The following is a 26,049-nucleotide window of genomic DNA, read 5'->3' on the forward strand; positions in this document are numbered from 1 at the left end:
GGGAGCACTGAGATCAGCAAGCATTTCTCCGTACGGATTCTGAGGAGGATGTCGATGACCGACACGCGAGCCGCCGACGTGCACCCCTCGGCCGATGTCGCCGACAGCGCGGACATCGGCGCCGGAACCCGTGTGTGGCACCTCGCCCAGGTGCGCGAGAACGCGGTCGTCGGGGCGGACTGCACGATCGGCCGCGGCGCCTATATCGGCCCTGGCGTCACGATCGGCGCTGCGTGCAAGCTGCAGAACTACGCCCTCGTCTACGAGCCGGCCGTGCTCGGCGACGGGGTCTTCATCGGACCGGCGGCGGTGCTGACCAACGACGAATTCCCCCGTGCCGCGAATCCCGACCTGACCGTGAAGACCGCCGATGACTGGCACGCGGTGGGCGTCGAGATCGGCGACGGCGCCTCGATCGGCGCTCGCGCCGTGTGCGTGGCGCCGGTGCGCATCGGCGCCTGGGCACTGGTGGCAGCCGGTGCCGTCGTGACGAAGGACGTCCCCGACTACGGACTCGTCGTCGGGGTGCCGGCTCGCCTGATCGGCTGGGTCGGTCGTGCCGGCAAGCCGCTGCGCGCCGACGCGGACGGCTGGGTATGCCCCGACACCGGCGAGCGCTACATCGAGACCGACGGGGTCCTCGCCCCCGCTTTCTAGATGTACTCAGCAGTCACGTGGGTAACACTCTGCTGAGGGGTGTGCCGTTGATGGCGGTGTGGTGGCGTTCGGTGTTGTAGTGCTCAATGAAGGGTGCGAGGGCGTTGGTGCGGGCGGTGTTTGAGGGGAAGACCTGCCGGTAGGCCCACTCGGTTTGCAGAGTGCGGTTCAGGCGTTCTACCTTCCCGTTCTGCCAGGGGCAGTGCGGGCGGATGAGGACGTGTTTCGCGCCGAGCGTGCGGAGCACGGCCTGGACGTCGTGTGAGAGCCGGTAGCTGAAATGGTTGTCGGTCATGACCTGTTCGATGCGGGGGATGCCGTGCACGGCGAAGTACGCGGCAGCGCGGGCAAGGAACCCAGCGCAGGTTGGCCCCTTCTCGTCCGGGTGGATCTCGGAGTACGCAAGCCTGGAGTGGTCATCGATGATCGAGTGGACGTAGTCGAAGCCGATCCGAGCCTTCTTGTGAGCGGCGGTATCGCCGGCCGCTCTGCCGTGGGCGCGCCACCCGCCGCCGTCGGGGATACGGCCCAGCTTCTTCACGTCCATATGCACCAGCTCACCGGGGCGGGAGCGTTCATATCGGACGGCGGTCTGTTTCGAGGCGCGGATGATCTGCCCGGTCAACGGGTCGCATTCCGATAACCGTGGGACGCCGTGGCGGCGCAGGATCGCTCCGACCGTGCGGGCTGGAACCCCAGCGACCGGCCCGATCCGGTCCTGACCTTGCCGCAGCTGAGCGCGTAACGCGAGCACCCGCTGCTCGATCTCGACTGGCGTGCGCCGCGGCATCGACCGTGGCCGGGACGACCGATCCACCAACCCGGCCGCGCCCTCCAGCCGGAACCTGGACACCCACCGATGCGCGCACTGACGCGAGAGCCCGAGCTCTCGGGCGACATGAGCGAGAGGGCGCCCATCATGAATGACCCGAGTTATCAACAGGGTCCGTCCGTGGATATTCAACCGAGCATTACCGTGGGCCATGGGAACCTCCGGGGAGACTAGGGAACGTAAGCACTTCCACTAAGCCCCGGAGGTTCTCCTCACCGCAAGTCCCGAACCGTCACCAACGTCACAGCCGGGTACATCTAGAGCTTCCTCAGCAGCACCCGCTCGACCGCGTGGTCTGCGCCCTTCTCCAGCACGAGCTTGGCCTGGTGCTTGGTCGGCAGCACGTTCTCCTCGAGGTTCGGCAGGTTGATGTCGTTCCAGAACCCGAGCGCCATACGCACGGCTTCCGCGTCGGTCAGGTGCGCGAACACGTTGAAGAACGAGTTCGGGTTGCTGAACGCCCCCCGTCGCAGGGCGAGGAACCGCTCCACGTACCAGTCGCTGATGTGCGACGTGTCGGCGTCGACGTAGATGGAGAAGTCGAACAGCTCGCTGATGGCCATCTCGCTCGGCGACGGCGAGGGCTGCAGCACGTTCAGCCCCTCGACGATGACGACATCGGGGCGCCGAATGGTCGTGTGCGCGTCCGGCACGATGTCATAACGCATGTGCGAGTAGAACGGCGCGCGCACCTCGGCGGCGCCGCTCTTGACCTCGGTCAGGAAGTTCACCAGCGCGCGGCGGTCGTACGACTCCGGGAAGCCCTTGCGATCCATGAGCCCGCGCCGCTCGAGCTCGGCGTTCGGGTAGAGGAATCCGTCCGTCGTGACGAGCTCGACCCGAGGCGTTCCCGGCCACCGCGAGACCAGCTCGCGCAGCAGGCGCGAGATCGTCGACTTGCCCACCGCGACCGACCCCGCCACCGCGATCACGAACGGCGTCGTCGAATCGTCATCGCGCAGGAACGAGCTCGTCTCGGCGCCCAGGCGCTTCGTCGCCGTCGCATACAGGCTGAGCAGCCCCGACAGCGGGAGGTAGACCTCGCGGACCTCTGCCATGTCGAGCCGGTCGCCGAGTCCGCGGATCTGCACGATCTCGGTCTCGGTCAGCGGCAGGGTGGTGCCGGCGGCGAGATGCGCCCACTCCGCGCGGTCGATCTCACGGTAGAGCGAGAGCGGGGTCTGCGCGGGAAGGGTGGCTGCGTCGTCGGCAAACATCTCGCTCATCGTAATGGCAGGACGAAGATCGGATGCCGCGCCTGACGCGCCGGTCAGTAGACTCTCCGCAGGTCGGGCCGAGGCACGACCCTCACGGTGGGCGATGTCGATGCTGCTCTCGCTCATCGGTCGACCCGACCGGGAGCAGATCATGGGGACCAGGCGACGCTGGGCGATCGCCGCGGCATCGGCCGCGGCGGTGCTCCTCGTGGTGGCGGGCGCAGGACTGCCCGCCTACGTCTTCCCGCCGACCGAGAAGGTCGGCACCGCTGACCTCATCTACGTCATCGGCCCGCCCACGATCGAGCGCATCCGCGCCGCCGAGGCGCTCCGCGACCAGGGCGTTGCCGACCGCATCCTGATCTCGGTGCCGCTGGAGGGCGAGCAGTCGGCGAAGAATCAGTCGATCTGCGACGAGGACTACGTGGACTGCGTGCATCCGAAGCCGTTCACCACGGCCGGCGAGGCGGGTGTGCTCAACGACTACGCGCCCGGCGAGCGCGTGGTCGTCCTCACCTTCACCCCCCACGTCGCGCGGACGCGCTACATCTTCGACCGCTGCTATTCCGGCCAGACCGTCGTCGAGCCCGTCGACGCTTCGCTGAACATCGTGGAGTGGGCGTACCAGTACGCGTACCAGTCGGTGGCGTTCGTGAAGGCGATGGTCTCCAAGTGCCCGGATGCCCGGGTGAGCTGATCCGGGCGCACCTCCGCGCCGCACCCGAAATCAGCCCGTCATCCGGGTGCGGTACCGTGAGCGGAACGAGCACTCCCGGCATCCGAACGAGAAAGCCCTGGCACCATGCGCCCAGAGCACCACAGATCTCGCTCCACCGTCCTCCGGCGATCGCTGGCGATGCTCGCCGCGGGCGCACTGGCTCTCGGGCTGATCGGCGGCACCGCCGCGGCCGCGTCGGCCGCGGCATCCGGAGCTCTGCAGACCAAGGGCGCGCAGATCGTCACCGCCGCGGGGACGCCGTACACGATCAAGGCGGTGTCGTGGTTCGGGATGGAGACCTCCGACTGCGCGCCGCACGGACTCTGGTCGATCACGCTCGAGCAGGGGCTCAAGCAGATCGCCGGGTGGGGGTTCAACACCATCCGCCTGCCGTTCTCGAACGAGTGCCTCGGCAAGACGTCGACGACCTCGATCAACGCGACCCTGAACCCGGCGCTCGCGCCGCTGAGCCCCTTGAAGCTGATGGACGCCGTCATCGCGCGCGCGAAGGCGAACGGCCTGAACGTGATCCTCGACCGGCACCGGCCCGACTCGGCGGGTCAGTCCGAACTCTGGTACACGAGCGCATACCCGGAGAAGAAGTGGATCGACGACTGGAAGATGCTGGCGCTGCGGTACAAATCCGAGCCCACCGTCATTGGAGTCGACCTGCACAATGAGCCGCGCGGCGCGGCGTGCTGGGGCTGCGGCGACGCGGCGCGCGACTGGCAGGCGGCGGCCACGCGCGGCGGGAACGCGGTGCTCTCGGTGAACCCGAACCTGCTGATCATCGTCGAGGGAATCGAGCGCGAATCCGACGGATCGACCACCTGGTGGGGCGGCGGGCTGCGCGGCGTGAAGACCAAGCCGGTGGCCCTCAGCGTCGCGAACCGCGTCGTGTACTCGCCGCACGACTACCCCGCGAGCGTGTCGGGGCAGGCATGGTTCACTGCGGCGAACTATCCGGCGAACCTCGAGTCGGTGTGGGAGCAGAACTGGGGCTACATCTCCACGAGCAAGATCGCCCCGGTGCTGCTCGGCGAATTCGGGACGAAACTGACCACGACCAGCGACAAGCAGTGGCTGCAGAGTCTCGTCGGCTACCTCGGCAAGAAGAGCATGAGCTTCGCGTACTGGTCGTTCAATCCGAACAGCGGCGATACCGGCGGCCTCGTGATGGACGACTGGAAGACGCCGCAGCAGGCGAAGCTGACCGCGCTGGCGCCACTGCTGGGGAAGACGCCGACGGCCTCGCCGACGCCGACTGCGACGCCGAAGCCGACCGCATCGGCGACGCCCAAGCCGACGGCCAGCGCGACACCGAAACCGACGTCCAGCGCGACGCCGAAGCCGACCGCGAGCGCGACACCCAAACCGACTGCCAGCGCGACACCCAAACCGACCGCGTCGGCGACACCCACCGCGACCGCGACACCCAAACCCACCGCGACCCCGACGCCGCGCACGACGACCCCGGCCCCGCCTGCCTCGCCGGCACCGGGCAATGCCGCCGGAGTCGTCGCCACCTTTGCGGTGCAGAGCGCCTGGGCCGAGGGCTACGTGGCCGACATCGCGGTGACCGCGGCATCCGGCGCCTCGTCCTGGAGCGTGAGCTGGCCCTCTCCCGGCGCGACCGCGATCACCAGCAGCTGGGGCATGACGTGCGCGATCGCCTCGTCGGTCGTGACCTGCACCGGCGCCGACTGGGGTGCCGCGATCCAGGCGGGCCAGACGCAGCGGGTCGGGATCCAGGTCGCGGCACCGACCGCGCCGAGCGCGCCGGCCCTCACCGTGACCTCGTCGACCGTCCGCTGAGGCCCGGCAACCCCGACACCGCCCGCCGAGGTCCGGTAACCCCGACACCGCCCGCCGAGGCCCGGCAACCCCCAGACCGCGCGCCGAGGCTCGGCAACCCCAGACCGCGCGCCGAAGCCCGCCGACCCCGAGACCGCCCGCCCGGGCCCGCTGACCTCGCCGGCCGCGCTGAGTCCCGGCAACCCCCAGACCGCCCGCCGAGGCCCGCTGACCTCGCCGGCCGCGCCGAAGCCCGCTGACCCCGAGACCGCCCGCCGAGGCCCGGTACCCGCGAGCCGCCCGCCGAGGCCCGCTAACCTCGAGACCGTGCGCCTCGGAGTTCTCGACATCGGCTCGAACACGGTCCATCTGCTGGTCGCCGACGTCCGGCCGGGCGGGAGGCCGCTGGCCGCGACGAGCCAGCGGACCGTCCTGCGCCTGATGCGCTACCTCGACGCCGACGGCGCGATCACCGAGGAGGGCGTCGCCGCGTTGGTGAGCGCCGTCACCGAGGCTCGAGCAGTCGCCGCCGCCGAGCGCGTCGACGAGCTGCTCGCCACAGCGACCTCCGCAGTCCGCGAGGCCGCCAACGGTGCCGACGTCATCGCCCGCATCGAGGAGGCCCTCGGCCAGCCGCTGCAGGTCCTCGGCGGCGAGACCGAGGCGCGGTTCACGTTCCTCGCGGTCCGCCGCTGGTTCGGGTGGGCGGCCGGTCAGATCCTGCTCTTCGACATCGGTGGCGGCTCGCTCGAGATCGCCGCCGGGTCCGACGAGTTGCCCGAGGTCGCGGCATCCGTCCCTCTCGGCGCCGGCCGCACGACGATCGGCTTCCTTCCCGACGACCCGCCCGGTGAAGAGGCGGTCGAGCGGCTCCGGCAGCACGCGCGAGAGATCCTGGCCCCGGTCGCGAAGGACTTCCGCGCACAGCCGCGGGCCGACCACGTCGTGGGTTCGTCGAAGGCGATCCGGTCGCTGGCGAAGCTGGTCGGCTACCCGGTCCCGGGATGGTCCGGAATCGAGCGGATGCTGCTCCCCCGCGCGTCCCTCGGCTCCTGGATTCCGCGGCTGGCGCGGATCCCGGCATCCGCTCGGCAAGAGCTGCCGGGGATCACGCCCGACCGGACCTTCCAGATCGTCGCGGCGGCCGTCGTCCTGCATACGGCGATGACCGCGATGGATGTCGACGAGCTCGAGGTGAGCCCCTGGGCGCTGCGCGAGGGCGTGCTGCTGCGCTACATCGAGTCGCTGTCCTGGAACTCCCCGACCCCCTGACCCTGCGTTGCTCGTTCACAAGTCAGGTGAATCGGCCTGTTCGCGAGCCGCGACGGGCTGAACCGCCGGAATCTCCTGACTTGTGAACGCCATCGCCCCGAGCTATCGCCCGAGCGCGGTCTCCGGGCGCGGTCTCCGGGCGCGGCCATCAGGGTGTGGACGCCGGCGCCCGGCTGCGGCACACTTTCCCCATGGACGCTCACCCGGCGTCGATCCGCACTCCCGACCAGCGCATCCGGGTCTTCCTCAGCTCCACACTCCGAGAACTCGAGCCCGAGCGCGACGTCGCCCGTGCCGCGATCGAGTCGCTTCACCTCGCACCGGTCATGTTCGAGCTCGGCGCGCGCCCGCATCCGCCGCGCTCGCTCTACCGGTCCTACCTCGCGCAGAGCGACATCTTCGTCGCCGTCTACTGGCAGAGCTACGGGTGGGTCGCCCCCGATGAGGAGATCTCCGGGCTCGAGGACGAGTACCGGCTGTCGGGCGGGATGCCGCATCTGATCTACATCAAAGAGCCGGCGCCCGACCGCGAGGCGCGCCTGTCGGCCCTCCTCGACCGGGTGCGCTCCGATGACACGAGCTCGTACCGCGGCTTCGAGACACCGGCCGAGCTCAAGGAGCTGCTCGTCGCCGACCTCGCGACGCTCCTCGCCGATCGCTTCGATGCGTCACGTCCGCAGGCGGAAACGACGAAGAGACCGGATGCCGCGGCCACCGTCCCCGCGCCGTACAACCCGCTCGTCGGCCGGCAGGAGGAGAAGACCCGGCTGCTCGAGCTCCTCGGCGCGCCCGGGGTGCGGATCGTGACGATCGTCGGCCCGGGCGGCATCGGCAAGTCGCGGCTGGCGATCGAGGTCGGCAGTGCGGTCGCCGCCACCGGGCGCGAGGTCGCGTTCGTGCCCCTGGAATCGCTGTCGGAGCCGCAGCAGGTGGTGAGCGCGATCGCGCGCGCGGTCGGCGTGCGCGACTCCGGCGGCGAGCGCCTCGGCGACAAGCTGATCGCGGCGCTGATCGACCGCGACCTGCTCCTCGTCGTAGACAACATGGAGCACCTGCTCGACGCGACCGGCGACCTCGTCGACCTCGTCTCCACGCTGCCCCGCCTCCAGGTGCTCGTGACCAGCCGTTCGCCGCTGCGCGTCCGCGCTGAGCGCACCTTCGAACTCGGGCCGCTCGCGGTTCCGAGCGCCGACCGCGCCGACGACGCCGATGCCGCTACCGGTCCCAACGCGACACCGTCCGACGGCTCCGCGCCGACCGCCCCCGAGGGACGCGTCTGGCCAGCCGTCGCGCTCTTCGTGCAGTTCGCCACCGGCATCAGTCCCGGGTTCCGCCTCACGCCCGAGAACACGCCCGCCGTCGAGGCGATCGTGCGGGCTGTCGACGGCGTCCCGCTCGCGATCGAGCTGGCCGCGGCCCGGGTGCGCACCATGTCGCCCGAGATGATCCTGGCGCGCCTGGATTCCGCCTTCACGCTCCTCGTCGGCGGTTCTCGCGACCTGCCCCCGCGCCAGCAGGCGCTGCGCAGCACGATCGACTGGAGCGTGCGGCTCCTCGAGCCCGCCGCCTCGACCGCGTTCGACGCGCTGTCCGTGTTCACCGGACCCTTCAGCCTCGAGGCGGCCATGGACGTGATCGTCGGCGTCGACGACATCGACGCGGTCGAGGCGCTGCTGGATGCGAGCCTGCTCTGGCAGCGCGACCGCGACGGACTCCGGGTCTTCGGCATGCTGTCGCTCATGCGCGCCTTCGCGCGCGAGCGGATCGGCGACGAGGCGCGCGCAGCGGCGACCGAGGCCTGGGTCGCCCATTACATGCAGCTGGCGCGCGAGGCGACCGCAGGTCTGCGAAGCGCTCACCAGCTCGAATGGATGCGGCGGCTCGACGCCGAAGCGGAGAACCTGACCGGCGTCGTGCGCCACCTCCTGAACGCGCGCCGGCTGGACGAAGTCGCAGAGTTCCTCTGGTCGCTGTACCTGTACGTCTGGATCAGCGGTCTGCTCGGACTCGTCCGCACCTGGATGACCGAGCTGCTCGAGATCGCCACCCGCGACGACATCGCCCTTCCGCCGCGCACCGAGGCCATCGCACTGTACTTCACGCGCGCGAACACGTTCTGGCGCGAGCGCGAGGTCGATGTGATCCCGGGCCTGCGCACGAGTGCCGAGCGTTTCCGCGAAGTCGGAGATCCGGCCGGCGCCGCCCTCGCCGGGGTGTCGCTCGCCCTGGCCTACCTGGCCGCGCCGTCCGGGCCCGACATGGGCGCGGCGCGCAGCGTGCTCGAGGAGAGCCTGGCCGGCTTCGGCGCAGCGCACGACTCTTGGGGTGAGGCGATGACGCTCGTCACGCAGGGCCGCATCGACATCGCCGGAGGCGATGTCGCCGGCGCCGCGGAGCGGTTCGCCCGCAGCCTCGATCTCGCAACTGCGAACGGCGAGCTGCTCGGGATCGCGATCGCGCAGCATCACCGCGGGTGGCCGCGCTTCTTCGGCGGCGACATCGCCGGCGCCGAGGCCGACTTCGCCGAATCCCTCGACATGTCCATCGCCCTCCGCCATGACGAAGGGGTCGTGTACGGACTCGAGGGGCTGACCGCGATCCACGCGGCACGAGGGGATGCCGACGGTGTCGGACTCCTGATCGGAGCCGCGCAGCGCCTTCGACGTCGCACCGGCACGGTCAACCCCGCCGGCTTCGAGCTGTATGCGCCCGCGGTGGCGGCGCTGCGGGAGAGTGGCGCGACCAACGCCATCGACGCGGCGATCGCCGTCGGTGCGGGACTCACCTACGCAGAAGTCCTCGCCCGTGTCGCGGCCTGACGCCGCCGGCGGCGCCAGCGGGCGCGACGCCGGACAGAGCAACGCCCGCGGGCGCGACGCCGGACAGAGCAACGCCGGCGGGCGCGACGCCGATCAGAGCAACGCCGGCGGGCGCGGCGCGGGCCAGAGCAACGCCGGCGGGCGCGCCGCCGGCCAGAGCAACGCCCGCGGGCGCGACGCCGGCGAGCGCGGCACCGACAAACGCAACGGTGCCCCCGCGCGCGCGGCATCCGATCGCCTCTCCCCCGCCACGCGCGTCGTCGCCGCGGTGATCCTGCCGTTCCTGCTGATCGCCGCGGTGCTGCTCTATGGCTTCCCGACGCGTACCGGCGAGCTGTTCGCGTGGCCTATCGACCCGCCGCTGACCGCCTACATGCTCGCCTCGGCATACGTCGGCGGCATCTGGTTCTTCATCCGCGTCGTAGGCCCGACCAGGTGGCATCGCGTGGCTCCGGGCTTTCCTGCGGTGGTCGTCTTCGCCGGCGCGCTGCTCGTCGCAACGCTGCTGCACCTGGACAAGTTCTCGCAGAACCTGTCGTTCGCCGCGTGGATGACGCTCTACGCGACGACGCCCTTCGTGGTCGCCGCGCTGTGGTGGGCGCAGCGGAGGCAGGATGATGGGCGGCCCGAGGCATCCGATCTCCTCCTGCCCACGCCCGTGCGCACTGCGATGCTCGCGGTCGGCGCCGCCTCGCTGATCACCGGCGCAGTCATGTTCGTCGCGCCGCAGCTGGTGATCCCGGTGTGGGCGTGGACGCTGACGCCGCTGACCGCACAGGTGATGGGCGCAGTCCTGTCCCTGCCGGGAGTCGTGGCGTTCGGGATGCTGCGCGATGCGCGCTGGAGCTCGTTCCGGATCCTCTTCCAGGCGCAGCTGGTCAGTCTCGTCGCGATCGTCGCGTCGCTGATCGCCGGTCGCGAGGCGCTGCTGTGGGATCGCATCCTGACCCCGGCGTTCTTGGCGCTGATCGCCATCGCGTTCCTGGCCTACGCGGCGGTGCTCCTGACCATGGAGTCGCGAAGCCGCTCACACGAAAAGGACCCGCAACGCAGGATGAGCGGCAGAATGCAGGAATGACGCAACGAACGCGTGGCCGCACCGTCGCGACCACTGTGGCGCTGGCGTCCATCACGGCGTACGTGCTCGTCACCCTCCTGATCGTTCTGCCGCCCAACCCGGTGGCGTCGGCGCTCTCGCCGGTCACGAGAGCCGCCAGCCCCTTCTTCTCCCAGAAGTGGGACATCTTCGCACCCGACATCGCGAAGACCAATCCGCAGCTGCGGGTGCAGGCGCAATGGCGCGACGAGTCCGGTGCGCTCGTGAAGAGTGCATGGGTCAACGCCACCGCCGTCGAGTTCCGATCCGTCGTCGGCAGCCCCGTGCCATCGCGCATCCAGAAGCTCTCATGGAACGCGCTCGGCGCCTATCTGGAGCGATTCCGCAAGCTGGAGGAGGATCAGCAGGCGGTCGTGCGCGATACGTTCATCGAGCGCACGGACGACGGCTTCCGGGCGAAGCCCTCCGAGGATCTGGTGTTGGACCTCGCCTTCATCGGCGACAGCCGAGCCGACGTCATCAATCTGCTGCGTTACGACTACATGCTGAAGGAGTACGCGACCTACTTCGCGACCGCGACCTTCGGGAAGGATGTGGAGCGGGTGCGCTGGGAGATCGTGCGCGAGCGTCCCAACGATTTCGACCGCCGCTTCGACAGCACCGCGCAGTACGATCCGACCATCCTCCGGTTCGGTTGGCGCCAGGCCGACGACGTCATCCGGCCTGACGTGCTGGCCACCTTCGATGACGTGGTCGCCCGGTACGGGGGCGAGCAGTGAACGCGACGCAGCGCGTGCTCAGCGGACGGCCGAACACCCAGCCGAGCACCCAGCCGAAGCTCCCCCTTAGCGCCCGGGTCGTGGACTGGTTCACCGGCGCCGAGCGGGCGACGTACAGCATGGCGGGGCTTCGGATCCTTTTCGGGATCGCGATCCTGTCCTTCCTCGCCTCCAGCGCTCCTGACCGCCACTATCTGTGGGGAGCCGGGTCCCGATGGGTTGACCCGGCGGTCGAGCTGCGCGGGTGGCCGGAATTCCTCAGGTTGGTGTTCCCGAAGGACAACGCCGTCGCCTTCGATATCAGCTATGCGGTGATGTCGCTCCTGGCGGTGCTGTTCCTCCTCGGCTTCGCCACGCGCATCGTGACACCGCTGCTCCTGTTGTTCTGGGTCGCGCTCAGCACCAACAGTGTGTTCCTGGCCAACGGCGGCGACACGGTCATGCGGATCGCGCTCCTGTTCTGCGTTCTGGCGAACCTGTCACGGCATTGGTCGCTGGATGAGTGGTGGCGTCGGCGACGAGGCATCCCGTCGATCTATCCGTCTGCGATCGTGCGGCGCATCCCCGTGTGGGTTCGGGCCGCCGCCCACAACACCGCAGTCGTGCTGTGTGGCTATCAAGTGGTTCTCATCTACGTCAACGCGGGCATCTTCAAGCTCATGGGCAAAGAGTGGCTGGACGGGAGCGCGCTGTATTACGCATTGAACCTCGATGTGTTCCGGGTGTTCCCCGTGCTGAGCGATCTGGCGTGGAAGGTCACACCCTTCGTGGTGATCGGGTCATGGATCTCGATTTGGGCCCAGTTGCTGTTCCCACTCCTGCTCCTGTGGAAGCCGACACGGTACGCGGCGCTGGTTGTGATCATGGGCATGCACATCGGGATCGGACTGTTCCTCGGTCTGTGGCCGTTCTCGCTGGCGATGATCGCACTGGATCTGGTCTTCATCCGCGATTCGTCCTGGGAGCGTGCATTCGCGTGGGCTCGGAGGATGCGGCGGCGAGCACGTCGTCGCCGTCTGGCGCGCAGGCCGCCGTCGGCTCCACCGGTCAGCGCGGCAGCGGCTCACCCTCGAACGCCGGTGGGACTCGTCGAGGATCGAACGGACGCACCGCCCGCCCCGCTGACGCCCACGCCCGCATCTTCTCCGCCACCTCCGGACGCCGCAGCGGATCAAGGGTGAAGTAGTGGCCCGCGTATCGAAGAGCGACCGCGATCTGCCAGTCCTCAGTGGCCAGCGCCGTGATCACACCGGTCGCCGGCGCAGGGGGTGGGGTGAAGCCGATCGCCGTCGAGCCCGCGAACCGGGCGTCGTTGGTGACGCCGGTCGAGAAGGGGAAATCGATGGTGGGGCGGAAGGACTCCTGGATACGACGGGCGAGCCCGCGGTCGTCGTCAGCTGACGTGAGGATGTCTCGCATGCGGAGAGCTTCGACAGCCGCCACGGACATCCCCTGCCCGTAGATGGGGTTGAGCGCCAGCACGGCGTCGCCCACCACGACGAATCCTTCCGGGCGGTCGACCATGTCCTCCCACCGCCGCCGCCGTGTGCCACGGATCTTGAAAGGCTTCGGCGGACCGATGAACTCTGCGCTCCGCGCGATCTCGGCGATGATCGGCGAATTCGCACGCGCGAGATGATCGATGTACCCATCGCGATCGGTCGGGGGCGTCGTGCTGTTCTGGCCGAGCGCAGCGATCTGGTGCAGGCCGTTGTCGCAGGGCAGCAGCACTGCGCCGTACAGGTTCTCGGGCGTCGGCGGGGCCAGCACACCCCTGAGACCTTCGGGCAGCGCGCCCTCCGGTAGCCGGATCACCACCGTCGAGTAGGTGATGTCGCTGACGAGCTCCTCTTCGGCGGGGGGTTCGTACCCGAGATCGGCGACCCAGTCGGCCGCGTGAGATGTGCGTCCCGAGGAGTCGACCACCAGGTCGGCGGTGATGTGATCGTCGCGCGCGTCTTTCAGCGCCAGACCCGTCACCCGCCGGCGATCCGGCGTGCTGAGCAGGCCGACCGCTCGACCGCGGACGACCTCCACATTCGGGAGCGCCCGCACCTGTTCGCGGATCACGTGCTCGAGGACGTAGCGACGGATGCCGTAGATCCACGCTTCGCTGGGCCCGCGCGCCGTCCATCCGAGTGCATTCAGGCTTGCCGTGTCGTGCGGGGAGTCGTACCAGAGCCCACCCGCGCCCGAAAGCGCGGCCGCGATGCCGGGGAGAAGATCCTCCGCGGCGGCCTGCCCGATCGCGAGGATGGAGTGCATCTGCTCGCCCTGCGGGACGCCGCGGCGATGTGCTGCGGTGCTCGGCAGCTCATCGCGCTCGACGATCGTGACGCGACCGTATCTCGCAGACAACGCGGCCGCCGCCATCAGCCCGCCGATCCCGGCGCCCACCACGAGGGCGTGATCGAATCCCATGAGCCCGGCCTTCTGGGGACGCCGACGTCTTCGTCCCGTGGCGAGAGCCTATCCTCGACCTCGCAGCGCCAGGGTCGAAGTCGCTCCACCGCATCGCGTCGTATTCACGGACAGGCACTCGCTGAACAGTCCGTGAACCAGAACGCGCCATCTCCGCGGCGAGTACGCGCCAGATGGCGACGTGTCCACCATTCGGGGGACAGACGGGCGTACGCTCGCACGAGGTCGATCGTGGGCGATCGGCCAGAACCTGGGGAAACACACATGTCGAATATCATTCGTCGCGCCCGCGCGGCAAGCAGCTGGCTGGTCGAGCAGATCCTGCTCGTCGTCGTTCTCGCATTCGGTGCCACGCTGGCGCTGCTGCCGGTGCACCACGCGCACGGCGCACGCACCCGCCCGCATCACGCCTGACCGCTGACACTAAGGCGCTGATGCGCTGACGCGCTCACGCGCCGGGCGCGCAGTATGGCACATGTTCGAATCGTTATCGAACGGGCAGTCGCGAAACGCGTACACTGAGGCGCGGCGTGGTTCTGGGACCACACCGAGATCTGGGGAGATCGATGTCGATGGCGATAGGTCGTACCGTCCGTACGGCGGGAGGATGGCTGCTCGAGCAGACCATTCTGCTCGTGGTGCTGGTCTTCGGTTTCTTTCTGTATCACTGGCCGTCGCGGCAGCGCAGGCTCGACCGCTGACTCAGCGGGCCGAAGCGCGTCCGCCGAAGCTCAGCAAGGCCGGAGTCCAGTAGGCCGGAGTCCATCAGGGCCACAGCGCAGCCGACCGAACCTGAGTTGCCCGTTGCTCAGCGTTGCCCACTGCCCACGGACGCGGATGCCCCGAACACCGACTCCGGGCTGGACATGTCGGTCGGCGCATCGACGCGCGACCGGCGAACCAGCAGCAGCGCAGACGCGACGCCCAGCACGGCGATGACTGCCGTCGCGGCGAAGGTGACGACGTAGCCGAAGGTGCCCGCGTTGTACGCGCTCTCGAGGTACGGCTGGAGACTGGGGTCGAAGTTCTGGGCGTTCAGCCCGGTCTGCTCGGCCTTGTCCATCGCTTCGTGGAGCTGCGCGTACTGGGCGTCGGTGAGATCGGTGAGCGAGGATTCGTCGATGAGCGAGTGAAGTCGCGCCACATACGAGGTCTGCAACACGACGAACAGCAGGGTGATGCCCAGCGCTCCTCCGAACTGCTCCGCCGTCGCGGACACCCCCGACACTTCGCCGCGAGACCTCTCGGGCACCGAGTCGAGCGACACCGGGTCGTTGACGGTGAGGACGATCGCGAGCCCGATCCCGTACAGCACCAGTCCGGGAATGAGGGGCATGAGGCCACCCGCCCATACGCCGAACATCAGCGCGATCGCCGCGAGCGCGAGCAGTGCGAACCCGACGACGAGCGGCGTCCGGCCGCCCGATCTGTCGTACCATCGCCCGGCGAGCGGAGCGACGATGACCATCGGCAGGGTCGTCGGAAGAAGCGCGAGTCCCGCGGCGGCGGGATCCAGGCCGATGCTGAGGATGAGGATCAGCGGGAAGATCATGCCCAGCCCCATCTCGAGCATTCCGCCAAGGCCCTGGCTGATCGTCGCCCCGGCGTAATCCCGATGTTCGCGGAGCAGCGCGAAGTTCATGAGTGGATTGCTGATGCGTCGCTCGACCACGACGAAGGCGATCGCCGATAGTACCGCTGCGGCAAGCGGCAGGTACACCCCTGGGGACGACCATCCCCACACCTGCGATTGGGTCAAGCCGAACACCACGCCGACCAGGGCGACGCACAGCAGCGCAGCACCGAGGATGTCCACTCGCGGCCGCTCAGCGGGTCGGCGGTCTCGGGGCACGACGATCAGCGTGACCACGAGCGCCAGCGCCGCCAGCGGGAGGTTGATCAGCATGACTGCTCGCCAGCCGAACGCGCTGGTGAGCGCGCCGCCGATGATCGGTCCGCATGCGCCCGCCACGGCCGCGGCTCCGCCGAGCAGCCCGAGCGCTCGTCCGGCTCGTGCGGCGCCGGCGACCGACGACACGATCGCCACTGAGGTCGGCAGCAGCAGCGCCCCGCCGACGCCCTGCACCGCTCGCGCCAGCACCAGGATCTCGAACGTCGGGGCCAGGCCCGCGCCGAGGGACGCGAGCGCGAAGACGAACGTCCCGATCACGAAGATGCGTCGCAGCCCGAAGAGATCAGCGAGCCGACCGCCGAGGACCATGAGGCCTGCGAGCGGCAGAAGGCCGGCCGTCAGCACCCACTGCGCCGTCGATGAGCCGACGCCGAGTTCCTGCATGACGGAGGGCAGCGCCAACGGTATGGCGGTCTGGCTGACCAGGATGAGGGCGTTCCCGATCGTCATCGCGACGACCACGAGCGTGAGATTCGTCGCGCGCGCGGAGTTCTGCGCCCCCGAGCGCATCACGGCCTTGCGATCACGGAAACGGGATGCATGATTTTCATGCTCCCGTACGGGCGTCCACCGGGTCAAACGAACACCCGGGTGAAACGGCAGTCGAGAAAGTTACAGCGCGAGCCGCTCACGCACGACATCTGCAAGACGCTCGGCGTAGTGCTCGGCGACTTCGGCCGAGGATGCCTCGACCATCACGCGAACCATCTCCTCGGTGCCCGACGGGCGCAGCAGCACGCGCCCCGAGTCACCGAGCTCAGCCGACACCGCGGCGACAGCAGCGGCCACGCCTTCATCCGAGGCCGCCAACGTGCGATCCACGCCCCGCACATTGATGAGCACCTGCGGATACACCGTCATGATCGACGCCAGCTCGGCCAGCGACTTGCCCGACGAGGCCATCTCGGCCATCAGGTGCAGCCCGGTCAGCAGACCGTCGCCGGTGGTCGCGTATTCGCTCATGATGACGTGCCCGGACTGCTCGCCGCCGAGCGAGTATCCGTGCTCGTTCATGGCTTCGAGCACGTAACGGTCGCCGACCGAGGTCTGCACCACGGTGATTCCGTGGTCGGACATCGCCCGGTGCAGGCCGAGGTTGCTCATGACCGTGGCCACCAGCGTGTCCGACACGAGGTGCCCGCGGTTCTTCATCGCCACCGCGAGGATCGCCATGATCTGGTCGCCGTCGACGATGCGTCCGTTCGCGTCGACCGCGAGGCACCGATCGGCGTCGCCGTCGTGCGCGATGCCGACATCGGCGCCGTGTCGCAGCACCGCGACGGCCAGCTGGTCGAGGTGGGTCGAGCCCACGCCGTCGTTGATGTTCAGGCCGTCGGGATCCGCGCCGATCACGGTCACGCGAGCGCCCGCGTCGCGGAACGTTTCGGGAGAGACTCCGGATGCTGCGCCGTGCGCGCAGTCGAGCACGACGTGCAGCCCATCCAGGCGGTTGGGCATGGAGGCCAGGAGGTGGATGACGTATCGGTCTTCAGCGTCGGCGAACCGGCGGATGCGACCGACGCCGGCACCGGTCGGCTGCAGCTTCGGCGCGGTCATCGCGGCTTCGATGCGCTGCTCGACCACATCGGGGAGCTTGACACCGCCGCGGGCGAAGATCTTGATCCCGTTGTCGGGAGCGGGGTTGTGCGAGGCCGAGACCATGACGCCGAAGTCGGCGTCCATGTCGGCGATCAGGTACGCGGCGGCCGGGGTCGGCAGCACGCCGGCCTCGAGGACGTCGACACCCGAAGATGCGAGACCGGCCGCGACCGCGGCGGCGAGGAACTCACCCGAGACGCGCGGGTCGCGGGCGACGACGGCAGTCAGGCGCTTGCCTGCGGCCCGGCGTGCGTCGGCCGTACGGCCCTGGCCCAGGACGACAGCAGTCGCCTGGGCCAGGGTCAGTGCGAGGTCGGCGGTGAGGGGGCCGTTGGCCAGCCCCCGCACCCCGTCCGTGCCAAAAAGCGGCATCGAGCAGAACCCGGAGGGTTTAGCGCTTCGAGTACTGAGGAGCCTTGCGGGCCTTCTTGAGACCGGCCTTCTTGCGCTCCTTGACGCGCGCGTCGCGCGAGAGGAAGCCGGCCTTCTTCAGGGTGGCGCGGTTGTTCTCTTCGTCGATGCCGTTCAGCGAACGGGCGATGCCGAGGCGCAGCGCGCCGGCCTGACCCGAGGGGCCGCCGCCGGAGATGCGCGCGATGACGTCGTACGCGTCGGTGAGGTTGAGCACCGTGAAGGGGTCGGTCACGAGCTGCTGGTGCAGCTTGTTCGGGAAGTAGTCCTCGAACGTGCGGCCGTTGACGGTGATGACGCCCGAACCGGGAACGATGCGCACGCGGGCGATGGCCTGCTTGCGACGACCGACTGCGGCACCGGGGACGCTGAGCACGGGGCGCTCGGCGGCAACGGCCGTCTGGTCGACCACGGTCTCGGTCGAGTAGTTGGTTTCGGTGGATTCTTCGATGTTCGCCACGAGTGTGTCCTTAATCAATCTGGGAGGCGCTACTGGGCGACCTGGTCGAGGGTGTAGGTCTTGGGCAGCTGGGCACCGTGGGGGTGCTCGGCGCCGCGGTAGACCTTGAGCTTGCGAAGCTGCTGCGCGCCGATGCTGTTCTTGGGCAGCATGCCGCGGACGGCCTTCTCGACCGCACGCTCGGGGTTCTTCGCGAGGAGCTCTTCGTAGGTGACCGACTTGAGGCCGCCCGGGTAACCGGAGTGGCGGTAGGCCTTCTTCTTCTGGAGCTTCTGGCCCGTCAGCGCGACCTTGTCGGCGTTGATGATGATGACGAAGTCGCCCATGTCCATGTGGGGGGCGAAGGTCGCCTTGTGCTTGCCGCGGAGGAGCGTGGCGGCGTGGGTGGCGAGACGGCCCAGGACGACGTCGGTTGCGTCGATGATGAGCCACTCGCGCTGGGCTTCGCCAGCCTTGGGGGTGTACGTGCGCGTCACAATAGTGCTGCTTTCTTGATTCGAACGGAGAGGTTCGTGAATCCCGCTCCGGGGTGGTTCTCCGCATCTCTCGATCTGGTCCCCGAGCGAGTCGAGGGGCCGAGATGCGATGGAACACGCCAGTGGAGGGCTCACGTTCGCAGTGCCTCGCCAGCAAGACGCAGGCACCAAAGATCAATCATACGACACGCGGATGCCGCGGCCAAACCACCATCGCATCGCGACCGATCCCACCCCGCCCCGCGACACCCCACTTCCGCGTCGGCGTATCACCGACCACAGCCCACGCCCCAGACCGCCGATCCCCCTCACACCGATCACCGACCGAAGCCCACGCCCCAGACCGCCGGTCCCCCTCACACCGATCACCGACCGAGGCCCACGGCCCAGACGCCGGTCCCCCTCACACCGATCACCGACCGAGGCCCACGGCCCAGACGCCGGTCCCCCTCACACCGATCACCGACCGAGGCCCACGGCCCAGACGCCGGTCCCCCTCACACCGACCACCGACCACCGGCCACCGGCCACCGGCCACCGGCCACCGGCCACCGGCCACCGGCCACCGGCCACCGGCCACGATCACCGATCTCCGGCACCGACCACCAACCACCGAAAGCCACCGCCCCCCGGCACCCCTCACGCCGCCGGTCGCTCCCGCCACGATGCACGTTTCGGTGGCGGATCCCACGCCCACCGCACCGCGGACCGTGACGCCATCACTCGGCTCTCCAGCCCAGCGGCTCCGCTCCCCGGCGGATGCAGCATGAACTCGCCCTTGCCTTCTCGCGCAATCCGCCACCCGTTGTTGTGGAGCATCATGTGGTGATGCCGGCAGAGCAAGATGCCCCGGTCGATGTCGGTCCGCCCATGATCGGCTGACCACTCGTCGCAATGATGCGCTTCGCAATAGGACGCGGGCACGTCGCACCCTGGCCAGCGGCATCCGCCATCCCGCGCCGCCAGCGCAATGCGCTGTCGCGGAGTGAAGAGACGCTGCTCTCGCCCCACATCGAGCGGGTTTCCGCACGAATCGACCGTGATCTGCACCGTTCCGGACTCGCAGATCGCCCGCTCGATCATCGACCCGGGAATCGCGTTTCCACCGTCTTCGACGTTGCCCGCCGCGATCAGCCGACCGAACGGGTCGCGCGGACCCACAGCATCCTTCACGACGACCATCCGCACGCCCGGCTGTCGCGCCCCGAACACGTCCGCGGCATCCGCCAACGCTCCCGCCCGGAGAACACCCATCATCAGGTCGTATGTCAGCTGATCGTTGGTCCGCGGATCGGCAACGAGGTCATCGGCGGCTCGCCGTTCGTCTTCGGCCACGAACCTCGGGCCTCCTCGCCGCGGGCGCAGCGCGGCGGCGATGATGGCCTCGATCAGCTCTCCGCCGTCGTCGTCGAAGTCGATGCGCGCATGCCGCCCACCCTCGGCGTCGGTCCAGCGGACGAACGACCTCGCCTCGTACCGCCTCGCGAAGCGTTCCTCGAGTCCTGCGGGATCGAGCGCGTCCCGCACCTGCCGGGCTCGGCGAGCGAGTTCTTCGACGGACAGATGTGCCGCCTCTGCGATCAGCTGCGTCGCAGCGAGCGTCCACGCCTCGCGGAGAAGAACGGAGTCGACAGCCGACGATTCCGCCGCCGGCGGCTCGCCCAATCCTCGGTAGATGCCGTCGTGCTGCGCGGCCGTCAGCCCACCCGAAAGCATCGCGCGCCGCAGCGGATCGTGCCACGGTGTGACGACGGCAGGGCGAGCGCCGACACCGGCGTCGCCTGCCGGCTCACCGTCGAGCAGTGACTCACCCAGCCGTACCGTCCGCGCCGCGTCGGCCTTCGTGCCACCCGAGATCGCCTGGACGAGGTCGCGCGCAGTCTTATGACCTTTCACTGCGGCGAGTCCGCCATGGCCTTGCTCGCGCGTCGACCTCTCCGCGATGACGGCTGCGGCGACCGTGGCTACGCACTGCGCGGTGTGAATCACGGCATACGCACGCGCGGCAATGTCGATCAGGTCATCGCCGCTGAGGACGCGCACCGCAGCCAGCAGCTCATCGCGCTCCACGTCAAGCGCGGAGCGGGCGGCGAAGGCGTCGACCGCTTCTCGCAACTCGGACAAAATGGCCATGAATCATGATTGCACCGACCACTGACATTCACATCTTTGTTCGACGCGAACGTGAAAACCCAGCGGGGCGCGAGACCTGGGGAGGAATCGACGGAATCAACGACCCAAGCACGCCAGAAAGTGAACGGTTCCCTCGACGGCGCACTGGGGGGACGCACAGTCGAGGGAACCGGGGCCAGAAACCGCGTCGGGGATCGCGTTCGTGGAAGCGAGGGGCTTTCACGATCTGACATCCCAAGGCTAGACCGCTCGGCGCGACCCGCAGAACGGCGGCCTCGAACGAGACGTTACGGTCGTGTTAAAAGTCGGCTGTCGGTCGCCTCCGACGACGGATCCGTCGCAATTCGAGACACGGTCGCACCCGGGTTAGGCTTTTCCCGGCGCTGTTGAGGTTCGCCTCACAGCACCGCTCCGCACACGCACCATCGAACGATCAGAGATCCAGTCGTCACTATGCATTCCAGTGGTGATCGCCGAGCACGCGGCATTCCGATCGTCCTGATTGCCGCGCTAGTCGCCGCAATCACCGCAGCAGCCGTCGCAGCACTTGCTCGCGCATCCCGCACCGACTCGGAACGCGAGAACGAGATGGATGCCTGGGCCGACAGCCCCTGACGCAGTCACCGACGCAGCGGGGCTGAACCACAAGAGCCCCCTCGCTCGGAAGCGAGAGGGCTCTCAGCGCGAAACGAATCAGGCCGGGAAGAGCTTGAAGTTGCCGTCCTGCAGGCTGGCTCCGTTGCTCGTGACGGTGCCGGTCGACTCCGCGCGTACGCGGTTCGCCCTCGACGCCACACTGGTGAGAGTTGTGGCGTAGGTGATCGTCGGGAACGGGACCTGCGTCGCACCGTCAGCGGGAACCGCGATCGGGAGCGGGCTGAGAAGTGCGAGCTCGAGATAGTTCGCCTCGTTGGCCAGCACAGCCCAGACGCGTCCGTTGCTGGTGATGGTCGACGCGGTGATGGGCGCGTTGTTGAACAACAGCGACGTCGCCACGATCGGACCGCTCAGCTCGTAAGTGACCGTCGCGCCGTCCAGGTTCCAGCCGATACCCACATTGGCAACTGTCGCCGAACCGGAGAACGTGCCGGTCACAGCCGCACCGATGGTGTTGCTCGCGATGGCGATGTTGCCGGCGTTGGCGATGGTCAGGCCGGTCTGCGTGTTGGTGATGCTGGCTGCTGCCATCGGCGTCGCGACAGCAAGCGCGATGACCGGCGCCGACCAGGCGGCGGCCTTCAGGACGCGGCGGCGTCCGGGGTTGGATTCGCTGCCCTCGGCGCCGAATGTCTCTTCGTTGCTCATTGTGGTTCCCTTTCTTGTCTGCGAGTGACGCGGCCCAGGCGCGGAGACGTCACCGGGAACCGCAGCGGGATGTCGACCGTGGCGGCGCGACGACACTGCGGCACCGGTTCTGCTTCTGCCCGCGCCCCAGAGAACTCACGCGGGCTCACCACACAGCAGTCGCGAGATTCGGGCTCACGGATGCTGCATCATCGACGTCAGTCGGATTCCGACGTCAAGTGGAATTCACGCTCTCATAGCGCGCTGTGCCGAGTCCAGCCTCCCAGTCACACTCTCGGGCGGATCACAGACGCGATGCGTTGTCGTCTGGCGCGTGGAACGTGACGTTCCGCGTGCGATCAGGCCACTCGCTCGGCGGTTCGTGCATGGCGCCGCTCGCGCGCGGGCGACATCTTGCCTTCCGCCGCCATCGCGCGGGCGAGGCTCGAGCCTCCTGAGAAGCCCGAATAGCGCCCGATCTGCTCGACGCTCATCGCGTCGTAGGTGCGATCGCGCAGCAGTCCCATCGCGTGCTCGACGCGTGCTCTCCGGATCTCGCGCTCGACCGTCGTGCCGCGGGCGCTGTGCATGCGCTGCAGCTGACGCAGCGAGATCTTGACCTCATCGGCCACCGAGCGCGGCGACAGGCTGTGATCCGACAGCTGCGCGGTGATGATCGCGATCGAATGTGCGAAGACACCCGGCTCCTGCGGGATGGATACGCGCGACGTTCCGCCGATCAATACCCCGATCAGCATCTCCTGCAGCAGCCGTTCGAAGTAGTACGTGGCGAACCCGGTCAGCGACGCGGACTCCACCTCGGCGGCGCGACGGATGAAATCCACCGTCGGCGCGAGCAGCGGACCGTTCGATGGAAGATGACGCACCTGCCCGGCCGGGGGCGCGCCCACCCCTTCCAGCACGGCGGACGGCACGATCAGCGACAGCAGGCGGACGTTCCCGGTCAGCGAGAAGGTCATCTGCGGCTCGAAGACCGAGACATAGACATCCCCGGCACGGAAGACGTGGCGACCCCGCTTGGTGTCGATGGCGATCTCGCCGGAACGCACGATGTGCAGCCCGACCCCATCCCGCGGGCCAGCGAACGGCGGACGCGGCGCCCCGGCAGGCACGACGTACTCGCCGATCCGGACGCTGCCGAACACGGCGAGCGTGCGTGCCCTGCTGGTCTCGATCGTCACGGTGCTCCCCCAAGCCCTGAGTGGCGTCAGCTGGCGACGCGTCGGGATCGTCGGGTCGACGGCGGACCCGCAGTGCTTGCGACCGACGCACCGGCACCGGCCGGCAGCGGTGTCGACGCGTTCGGTGCGACTTTCGCCGCGGCGGCGGCCGACGCCTTGACAGGCGCAGGGGGCACCGCCGTGATGACCTCATTGACGGGCGCAGCGGCAACGCCAGCAGACGCAGGAGGAGCAGCAACCGGCGCAGGACCAGCAGGACCAGCAACCGGCCCAGGAGGAGCAGCAACCAGCGCAGGCGCCGGACTCCGCCGCGGCCCAGCCACGTTCACCTCGATGTCCGCGTCCGCGGTGGCATCCTCGGCCCGGTAGTAGTCGCCGGCGTAGCGGTAATCGCGGTACGCGGCGCCGCGGCCCTTGCGGGGCACGCGATTGAGCACGACGCCGAGCGCTCGGCCGCCAGCGCGATCGAGGTTCTGCAGCGCCTTGCCGAGCGCCTCGAACGTGGTGCTTCCGACGCTGCACACGACGACGGCGCCGTCGGCGCTGTGCGTCAGCACCGCAGCATCCGTCACCGGAAGCAGAGGCGGGGCATCGATGATCACGGTGTAGTCGGCCGACAGGTCGCGCAGAAGCGACCGCATCCGCTCTGAGCCGAGCACCTCGCTGGGGTTCGGCGGCAGCTTTCCCGCACCGAGCACGAGCAGGTTGCCCTTGCGCCCGACGCGCTGCGCGACGTCTTCCACGGTGGCGCGGTTGGCGAGGACATCCGTCAGACCGACACCGTCGACGAGGTGGAAGATCGTCGCCACCATCGGCCGGCGCAGGTCGCCGTCGATGAGCACGACCTTCTGCCCGCTCGCGGCGAGCGTGATCGCCAGGTTCGCGCTCGTGGTCGACTTGCCCTCACCGGGCAGTGGGCTGGTCACGACGATCACGCGCGGCGGGTTGTCGACGTCCATGAACTGGATGTTGGTGCGCAGCTCGCGCATCGCCTCCGACACGGCGAACAGCTTGGCGTTCGCGGCACTCGAGCCCTCGCCGTCGAGGGGCAGCAGGCGGCTGTCGGCGGTGAACGACTTCTCGTCGGGGATGGTGCCGACCACCGCGATGCCGGTTTCGCGTTCGACGGCGTCGGCCGAGCGGATGCGGCGGTCCAGCGTGTACCGCAGCACGGCGTATCCGATGCCGAGGGCAAGACCGATGAGGCCGCCGAGCGCGAGAGCAAGGCGCGTGTTCGGTGAGCTGGGAGAGGACGGCAGCCGTGCCGAGTCGCCCGGGACGAGCTGCACCGTCGCGTTGGCCGGGTCGCCGCCTTCCAGGTCGGCGATCTCGGTCGCCATTCCCCGGATCCATGCCTGGGCGAGATCGCGTGCGCCCTCGGGGGTGGATGCGGATGCCGAGACCTTGATGTTCACGGTGCCCACCGGGTTGGTCACACTGACGCGATTCACGAGCGCTTCGGGCGCCGTGGTGAGTCCGAGCTCGTCGATGGCGTGCTCGGCGACCGAGCGCCACGTCCCGAGGTCGAGGAACGACGTGACCTTGGCCTGCGCGAGGTTCTCGGCGACGAGGGCCGAGCCGGCGTCGTTCGCACCCTCCGCGCGGATCGCGGCGACGTATCCGCTCGCGTCGGCGGTGTACACGCGCGGTTGAACGAGCGACCACACGAACGCGACGGCGACACCGAGGATGACGAAGAGCACGATGCCTACCCAGTGCGCACGCAGGATGCGCAGGTAGTTCCTCAACTCCATGTGACGCCTATCGTTCGATCTGAAGCGCCCCCGCGCCGTCCGAATCTACCTGGCGACCCGAAACCGGCTAAATCGCGATGTCGCTTTTTGAACGCTGCTCACGGCGCCGGTGTCGGCGGCTGTTCCGGTTCCACCGGCGTCACCGGCGGCTGTTCGATGACCGGCGGTTCGACCGGCGGGTCCACGATCACCGGATCCGGCGTCGGGGCAGGCTCCCAGGAGTAGTCGGGCTCCCAGTAGTACTCGGTCTGTTCCTCAGGCTCCGGCTCGACCGGTTGGGCGAGCACGCGCTGGTTCTCGGCGCGGAGCGCGTCGACGGATGCCGCGTAGGCGAGCATCTCGTCGATGCCGTCGGCTCCCGCAGCCTGCGCGGTGGACAGTCGGGTCAGGGAGTCGGAGACCGCGGCCCGGAACGGCTCGGTCGCCGCGGCGTTCTCGGCGACGATCGCCGGCCCGGTGGCCGCCAGGCTCCCGCCCAGGCCGGTGAGGGTGGTGAGCAGCCTCCCGCGTTCGTCCGCCACGGCGGATCGCGCATCGTGTGTGTCGGCGAGCACCGTCTCGACCTCGAGCGTTGCGGTGCGGACACTGTCGAGGGCCGCGGCGATGTCGGCAAGCTCCCCCGAGGTCACTGCCGAACGCGAGTAGGGCGGGGGCGGCGTGATCTCACCGAGCGTCTGGACCTGGTCGCGGTAGGCCGCGATCCCCGATGCCGCCTGCAGCCGTGCGCCCTCATCGCTCTTGCCGGCCAGCGCACCGACCGCGGCATCCGCTCTGCCCGCCAGCAGCACCGCCCGCTCGACATCACCCTCCAAACGGTCGATCGCGGTGGCGAGCGTCATGAGCCGGCCCTGCAGCGTCGCCTCTTCCGCCCGCAGACTCCGGGTCGCATCGTCGACGGATCCCGCTGACGCGCGCGTCCATACGGCCGCGGCGACGACGATCACGACCGCCACGATCGCGATGACCGCAACGGCCGCGCTCAGCCAATCGATCGAGAACGGCCGTTCCCTGGTCGTCGCCGATTCGTCGTAGTCGATGCCCGACGCGCCGATCGCGATTCCCGAACGCATCGGAGCGCCGACGAGGTCGGCCAGCCGGTTTGCGTCATCCTGCACGACCGGTTCGGATGCACCGGCGCCGACGATGTCCGACAGCCGCCGTTCCGCCGATTCCGGCGAGAGCCGCGCGATTCCCGAACCGGGATCAGCGTCACCGACGAGTTCTCGAAGCGTTGTCACGGTCATTACTCCCT

The 26,049-nt window shown here is 69.0% G+C and carries 20 protein-coding genes and 1 pseudogene; 9 read left to right on the plus strand and 12 right to left on the minus strand.

All coding sequences use genetic code 11. From position 1 onward, the window contains the following. The first annotated feature begins 54 nt into the window (after nt 1-54). A complete protein-coding gene (locus tag BLT19_RS17110; protein WP_091494355.1) occupies nt 55-657 on the plus strand; it encodes an acyltransferase in 603 nt (200 codons plus the stop codon). Nucleotides 658-670: 13 nt separating this feature from the next. Here the strand turns inward: BLT19_RS17110 and BLT19_RS17115 are convergent, their stop codons facing one another. Continuing rightward, nucleotides 671-1,642: an IS481 family transposase gene (locus tag BLT19_RS17115; protein ID WP_091486997.1), complete on the minus strand. Its 972-nt coding sequence runs from the start codon at nt 1,640-1,642 to the stop codon at nt 671-673. Nucleotides 1,643-1,746: 104 nt separating this feature from the next. Further along, the gene (coaA, locus tag BLT19_RS17120; RefSeq protein WP_091492840.1) at nt 1,747-2,706 is read right to left on the minus strand and encodes a type I pantothenate kinase; all 960 of its coding nucleotides are present in this window, start codon (nt 2,704-2,706) and stop codon (nt 1,747-1,749) included. 103 nt (nt 2,707-2,809) lie between these two features. Here coaA and BLT19_RS17125 point away from each other — a divergent pair, with 103 nt between their 5' ends. The 7 genes and pseudogenes from BLT19_RS17125 to BLT19_RS18055 form a co-directional block, all read left to right on the plus strand. After that, nucleotides 2,810-3,403, plus strand: a complete 594-nt coding sequence (locus BLT19_RS17125) for a hypothetical protein (RefSeq protein WP_091492842.1) — start codon at nt 2,810-2,812, stop codon at nt 3,401-3,403. 105 nt (nt 3,404-3,508) lie between these two features. Next, nucleotides 3,509-5,239: a cellulase family glycosylhydrolase gene (locus tag BLT19_RS17130; protein WP_091492845.1), complete on the plus strand. Its 1,731-nt coding sequence runs from the start codon at nt 3,509-3,511 to the stop codon at nt 5,237-5,239. A 306-nt stretch (nt 5,240-5,545) separates the two neighbouring features. After that, nucleotides 5,546-6,490, plus strand: coding sequence for a Ppx/GppA phosphatase family protein (locus BLT19_RS17135; protein ID WP_091492847.1), 945 nt, complete (start codon nt 5,546-5,548; stop codon nt 6,488-6,490). Nucleotides 6,491-6,681: 191 nt separating this feature from the next. Beyond that, a complete protein-coding gene (locus tag BLT19_RS17140; RefSeq protein WP_091492849.1) occupies nt 6,682-9,309 on the plus strand; it encodes an ATP-binding protein in 2,628 nt (875 codons plus the stop codon). Beyond that, nucleotides 9,296-10,387 carry a hypothetical protein gene (locus BLT19_RS17145; RefSeq protein ID WP_091492851.1) on the plus strand — a complete coding sequence of 364 codons (1,092 nt, stop codon included), beginning with the start codon at nt 9,296-9,298 and terminating at the stop codon, nt 10,385-10,387. Before BLT19_RS17140 ends, BLT19_RS17145 begins: the two co-directional genes overlap by 14 nt. Continuing rightward, nucleotides 10,384-11,145: a DUF5819 family protein gene (locus tag BLT19_RS17150; protein WP_091492854.1), complete on the plus strand. Its 762-nt coding sequence runs from the start codon at nt 10,384-10,386 to the stop codon at nt 11,143-11,145. Before BLT19_RS17145 ends, BLT19_RS17150 begins: the two co-directional genes overlap by 4 nt. 119 nt (nt 11,146-11,264) lie before the next feature. Next, a pseudogene (locus tag BLT19_RS18055) lies at nt 11,265-12,083 on the plus strand (HTTM domain-containing protein); the annotation flags it as partial. 109 nt (nt 12,084-12,192) lie between these two features. On the opposite strand, the gene BLT19_RS17725 reads toward BLT19_RS18055, so the two are convergent. Beyond that, nucleotides 12,193-13,566: an FAD-dependent monooxygenase gene (locus tag BLT19_RS17725; RefSeq protein WP_157681894.1), complete on the minus strand. Its 1,374-nt coding sequence runs from the start codon at nt 13,564-13,566 to the stop codon at nt 12,193-12,195. Between the two features lie 264 nt (nt 13,567-13,830). Here BLT19_RS17725 and BLT19_RS17730 point away from each other — a divergent pair, with 264 nt between their 5' ends. After that, nucleotides 13,831-13,980, plus strand: a complete 150-nt coding sequence (locus tag BLT19_RS17730) for a hypothetical protein (protein ID WP_157681895.1) — start codon at nt 13,831-13,833, stop codon at nt 13,978-13,980. 394 nt (nt 13,981-14,374) lie between these two features. On the opposite strand, the gene BLT19_RS17160 is transcribed toward BLT19_RS17730, so the two are convergent. The 9 genes from BLT19_RS17160 to BLT19_RS17205 form a co-directional block, all read right to left on the minus strand. Further along, nucleotides 14,375-15,988 (minus strand): DHA2 family efflux MFS transporter permease subunit, encoded by a 1,614-nt coding sequence (locus tag BLT19_RS17160; RefSeq protein ID WP_231917903.1) that lies wholly within the window; start codon nt 15,986-15,988, stop codon nt 14,375-14,377. A 102-nt stretch (nt 15,989-16,090) separates the two neighbouring features. Next, a complete protein-coding gene (glmM, locus tag BLT19_RS17165; RefSeq protein WP_091492863.1) occupies nt 16,091-17,449 on the minus strand; it encodes a phosphoglucosamine mutase in 1,359 nt (452 codons plus the stop codon). A gap of 19 nt (nt 17,450-17,468) precedes the next feature. After that, nucleotides 17,469-17,948 (minus strand): 30S ribosomal protein S9, encoded by a 480-nt coding sequence (gene rpsI / locus BLT19_RS17170; protein WP_091492866.1) that lies wholly within the window; start codon nt 17,946-17,948, stop codon nt 17,469-17,471. A gap of 29 nt (nt 17,949-17,977) precedes the next feature. Continuing rightward, nucleotides 17,978-18,424 carry a 50S ribosomal protein L13 gene (gene rplM / locus BLT19_RS17175; RefSeq protein WP_091492869.1) on the minus strand — a complete coding sequence of 149 codons (447 nt, stop codon included), beginning with the start codon at nt 18,422-18,424 and terminating at the stop codon, nt 17,978-17,980. A 639-nt stretch (nt 18,425-19,063) separates the two neighbouring features. Continuing rightward, nucleotides 19,064-20,557, minus strand: a complete 1,494-nt coding sequence (locus BLT19_RS17185) for an HNH endonuclease signature motif containing protein (protein WP_091492876.1) — start codon at nt 20,555-20,557, stop codon at nt 19,064-19,066. 693 nt (nt 20,558-21,250) lie between these two features. Beyond that, the gene (locus BLT19_RS17190) at nt 21,251-21,862 is read right to left on the minus strand and encodes a Clp protease/crotonase-like domain-containing protein (protein WP_091492878.1); all 612 of its coding nucleotides are present in this window, start codon (nt 21,860-21,862) and stop codon (nt 21,251-21,253) included. A 338-nt stretch (nt 21,863-22,200) separates the two neighbouring features. Then, on the minus strand, nt 22,201-23,043 hold the full coding sequence (locus BLT19_RS17195; protein WP_091492880.1) for a helix-turn-helix domain-containing protein: 843 nt from the start codon (nt 23,041-23,043) through the stop codon (nt 22,201-22,203). 26 nt (nt 23,044-23,069) lie between these two features. Beyond that, nucleotides 23,070-24,797 (minus strand): polysaccharide biosynthesis tyrosine autokinase, encoded by a 1,728-nt coding sequence (locus BLT19_RS17200; RefSeq protein ID WP_091492881.1) that lies wholly within the window; start codon nt 24,795-24,797, stop codon nt 23,070-23,072. A 98-nt stretch (nt 24,798-24,895) separates the two neighbouring features. Beyond that, the gene (locus tag BLT19_RS17205; protein WP_091492882.1) at nt 24,896-26,041 is read right to left on the minus strand and encodes a hypothetical protein; all 1,146 of its coding nucleotides are present in this window, start codon (nt 26,039-26,041) and stop codon (nt 24,896-24,898) included. Between the last annotated feature and the right edge of the window lie 8 nt (nt 26,042-26,049).

Origin of the sequence: Microbacterium pygmaeum, assembly GCF_900100885.1 — a bacterium.
GTDB classification, from domain to species: domain Bacteria; phylum Actinomycetota; class Actinomycetes; order Actinomycetales; family Microbacteriaceae; genus Microbacterium; species Microbacterium pygmaeum.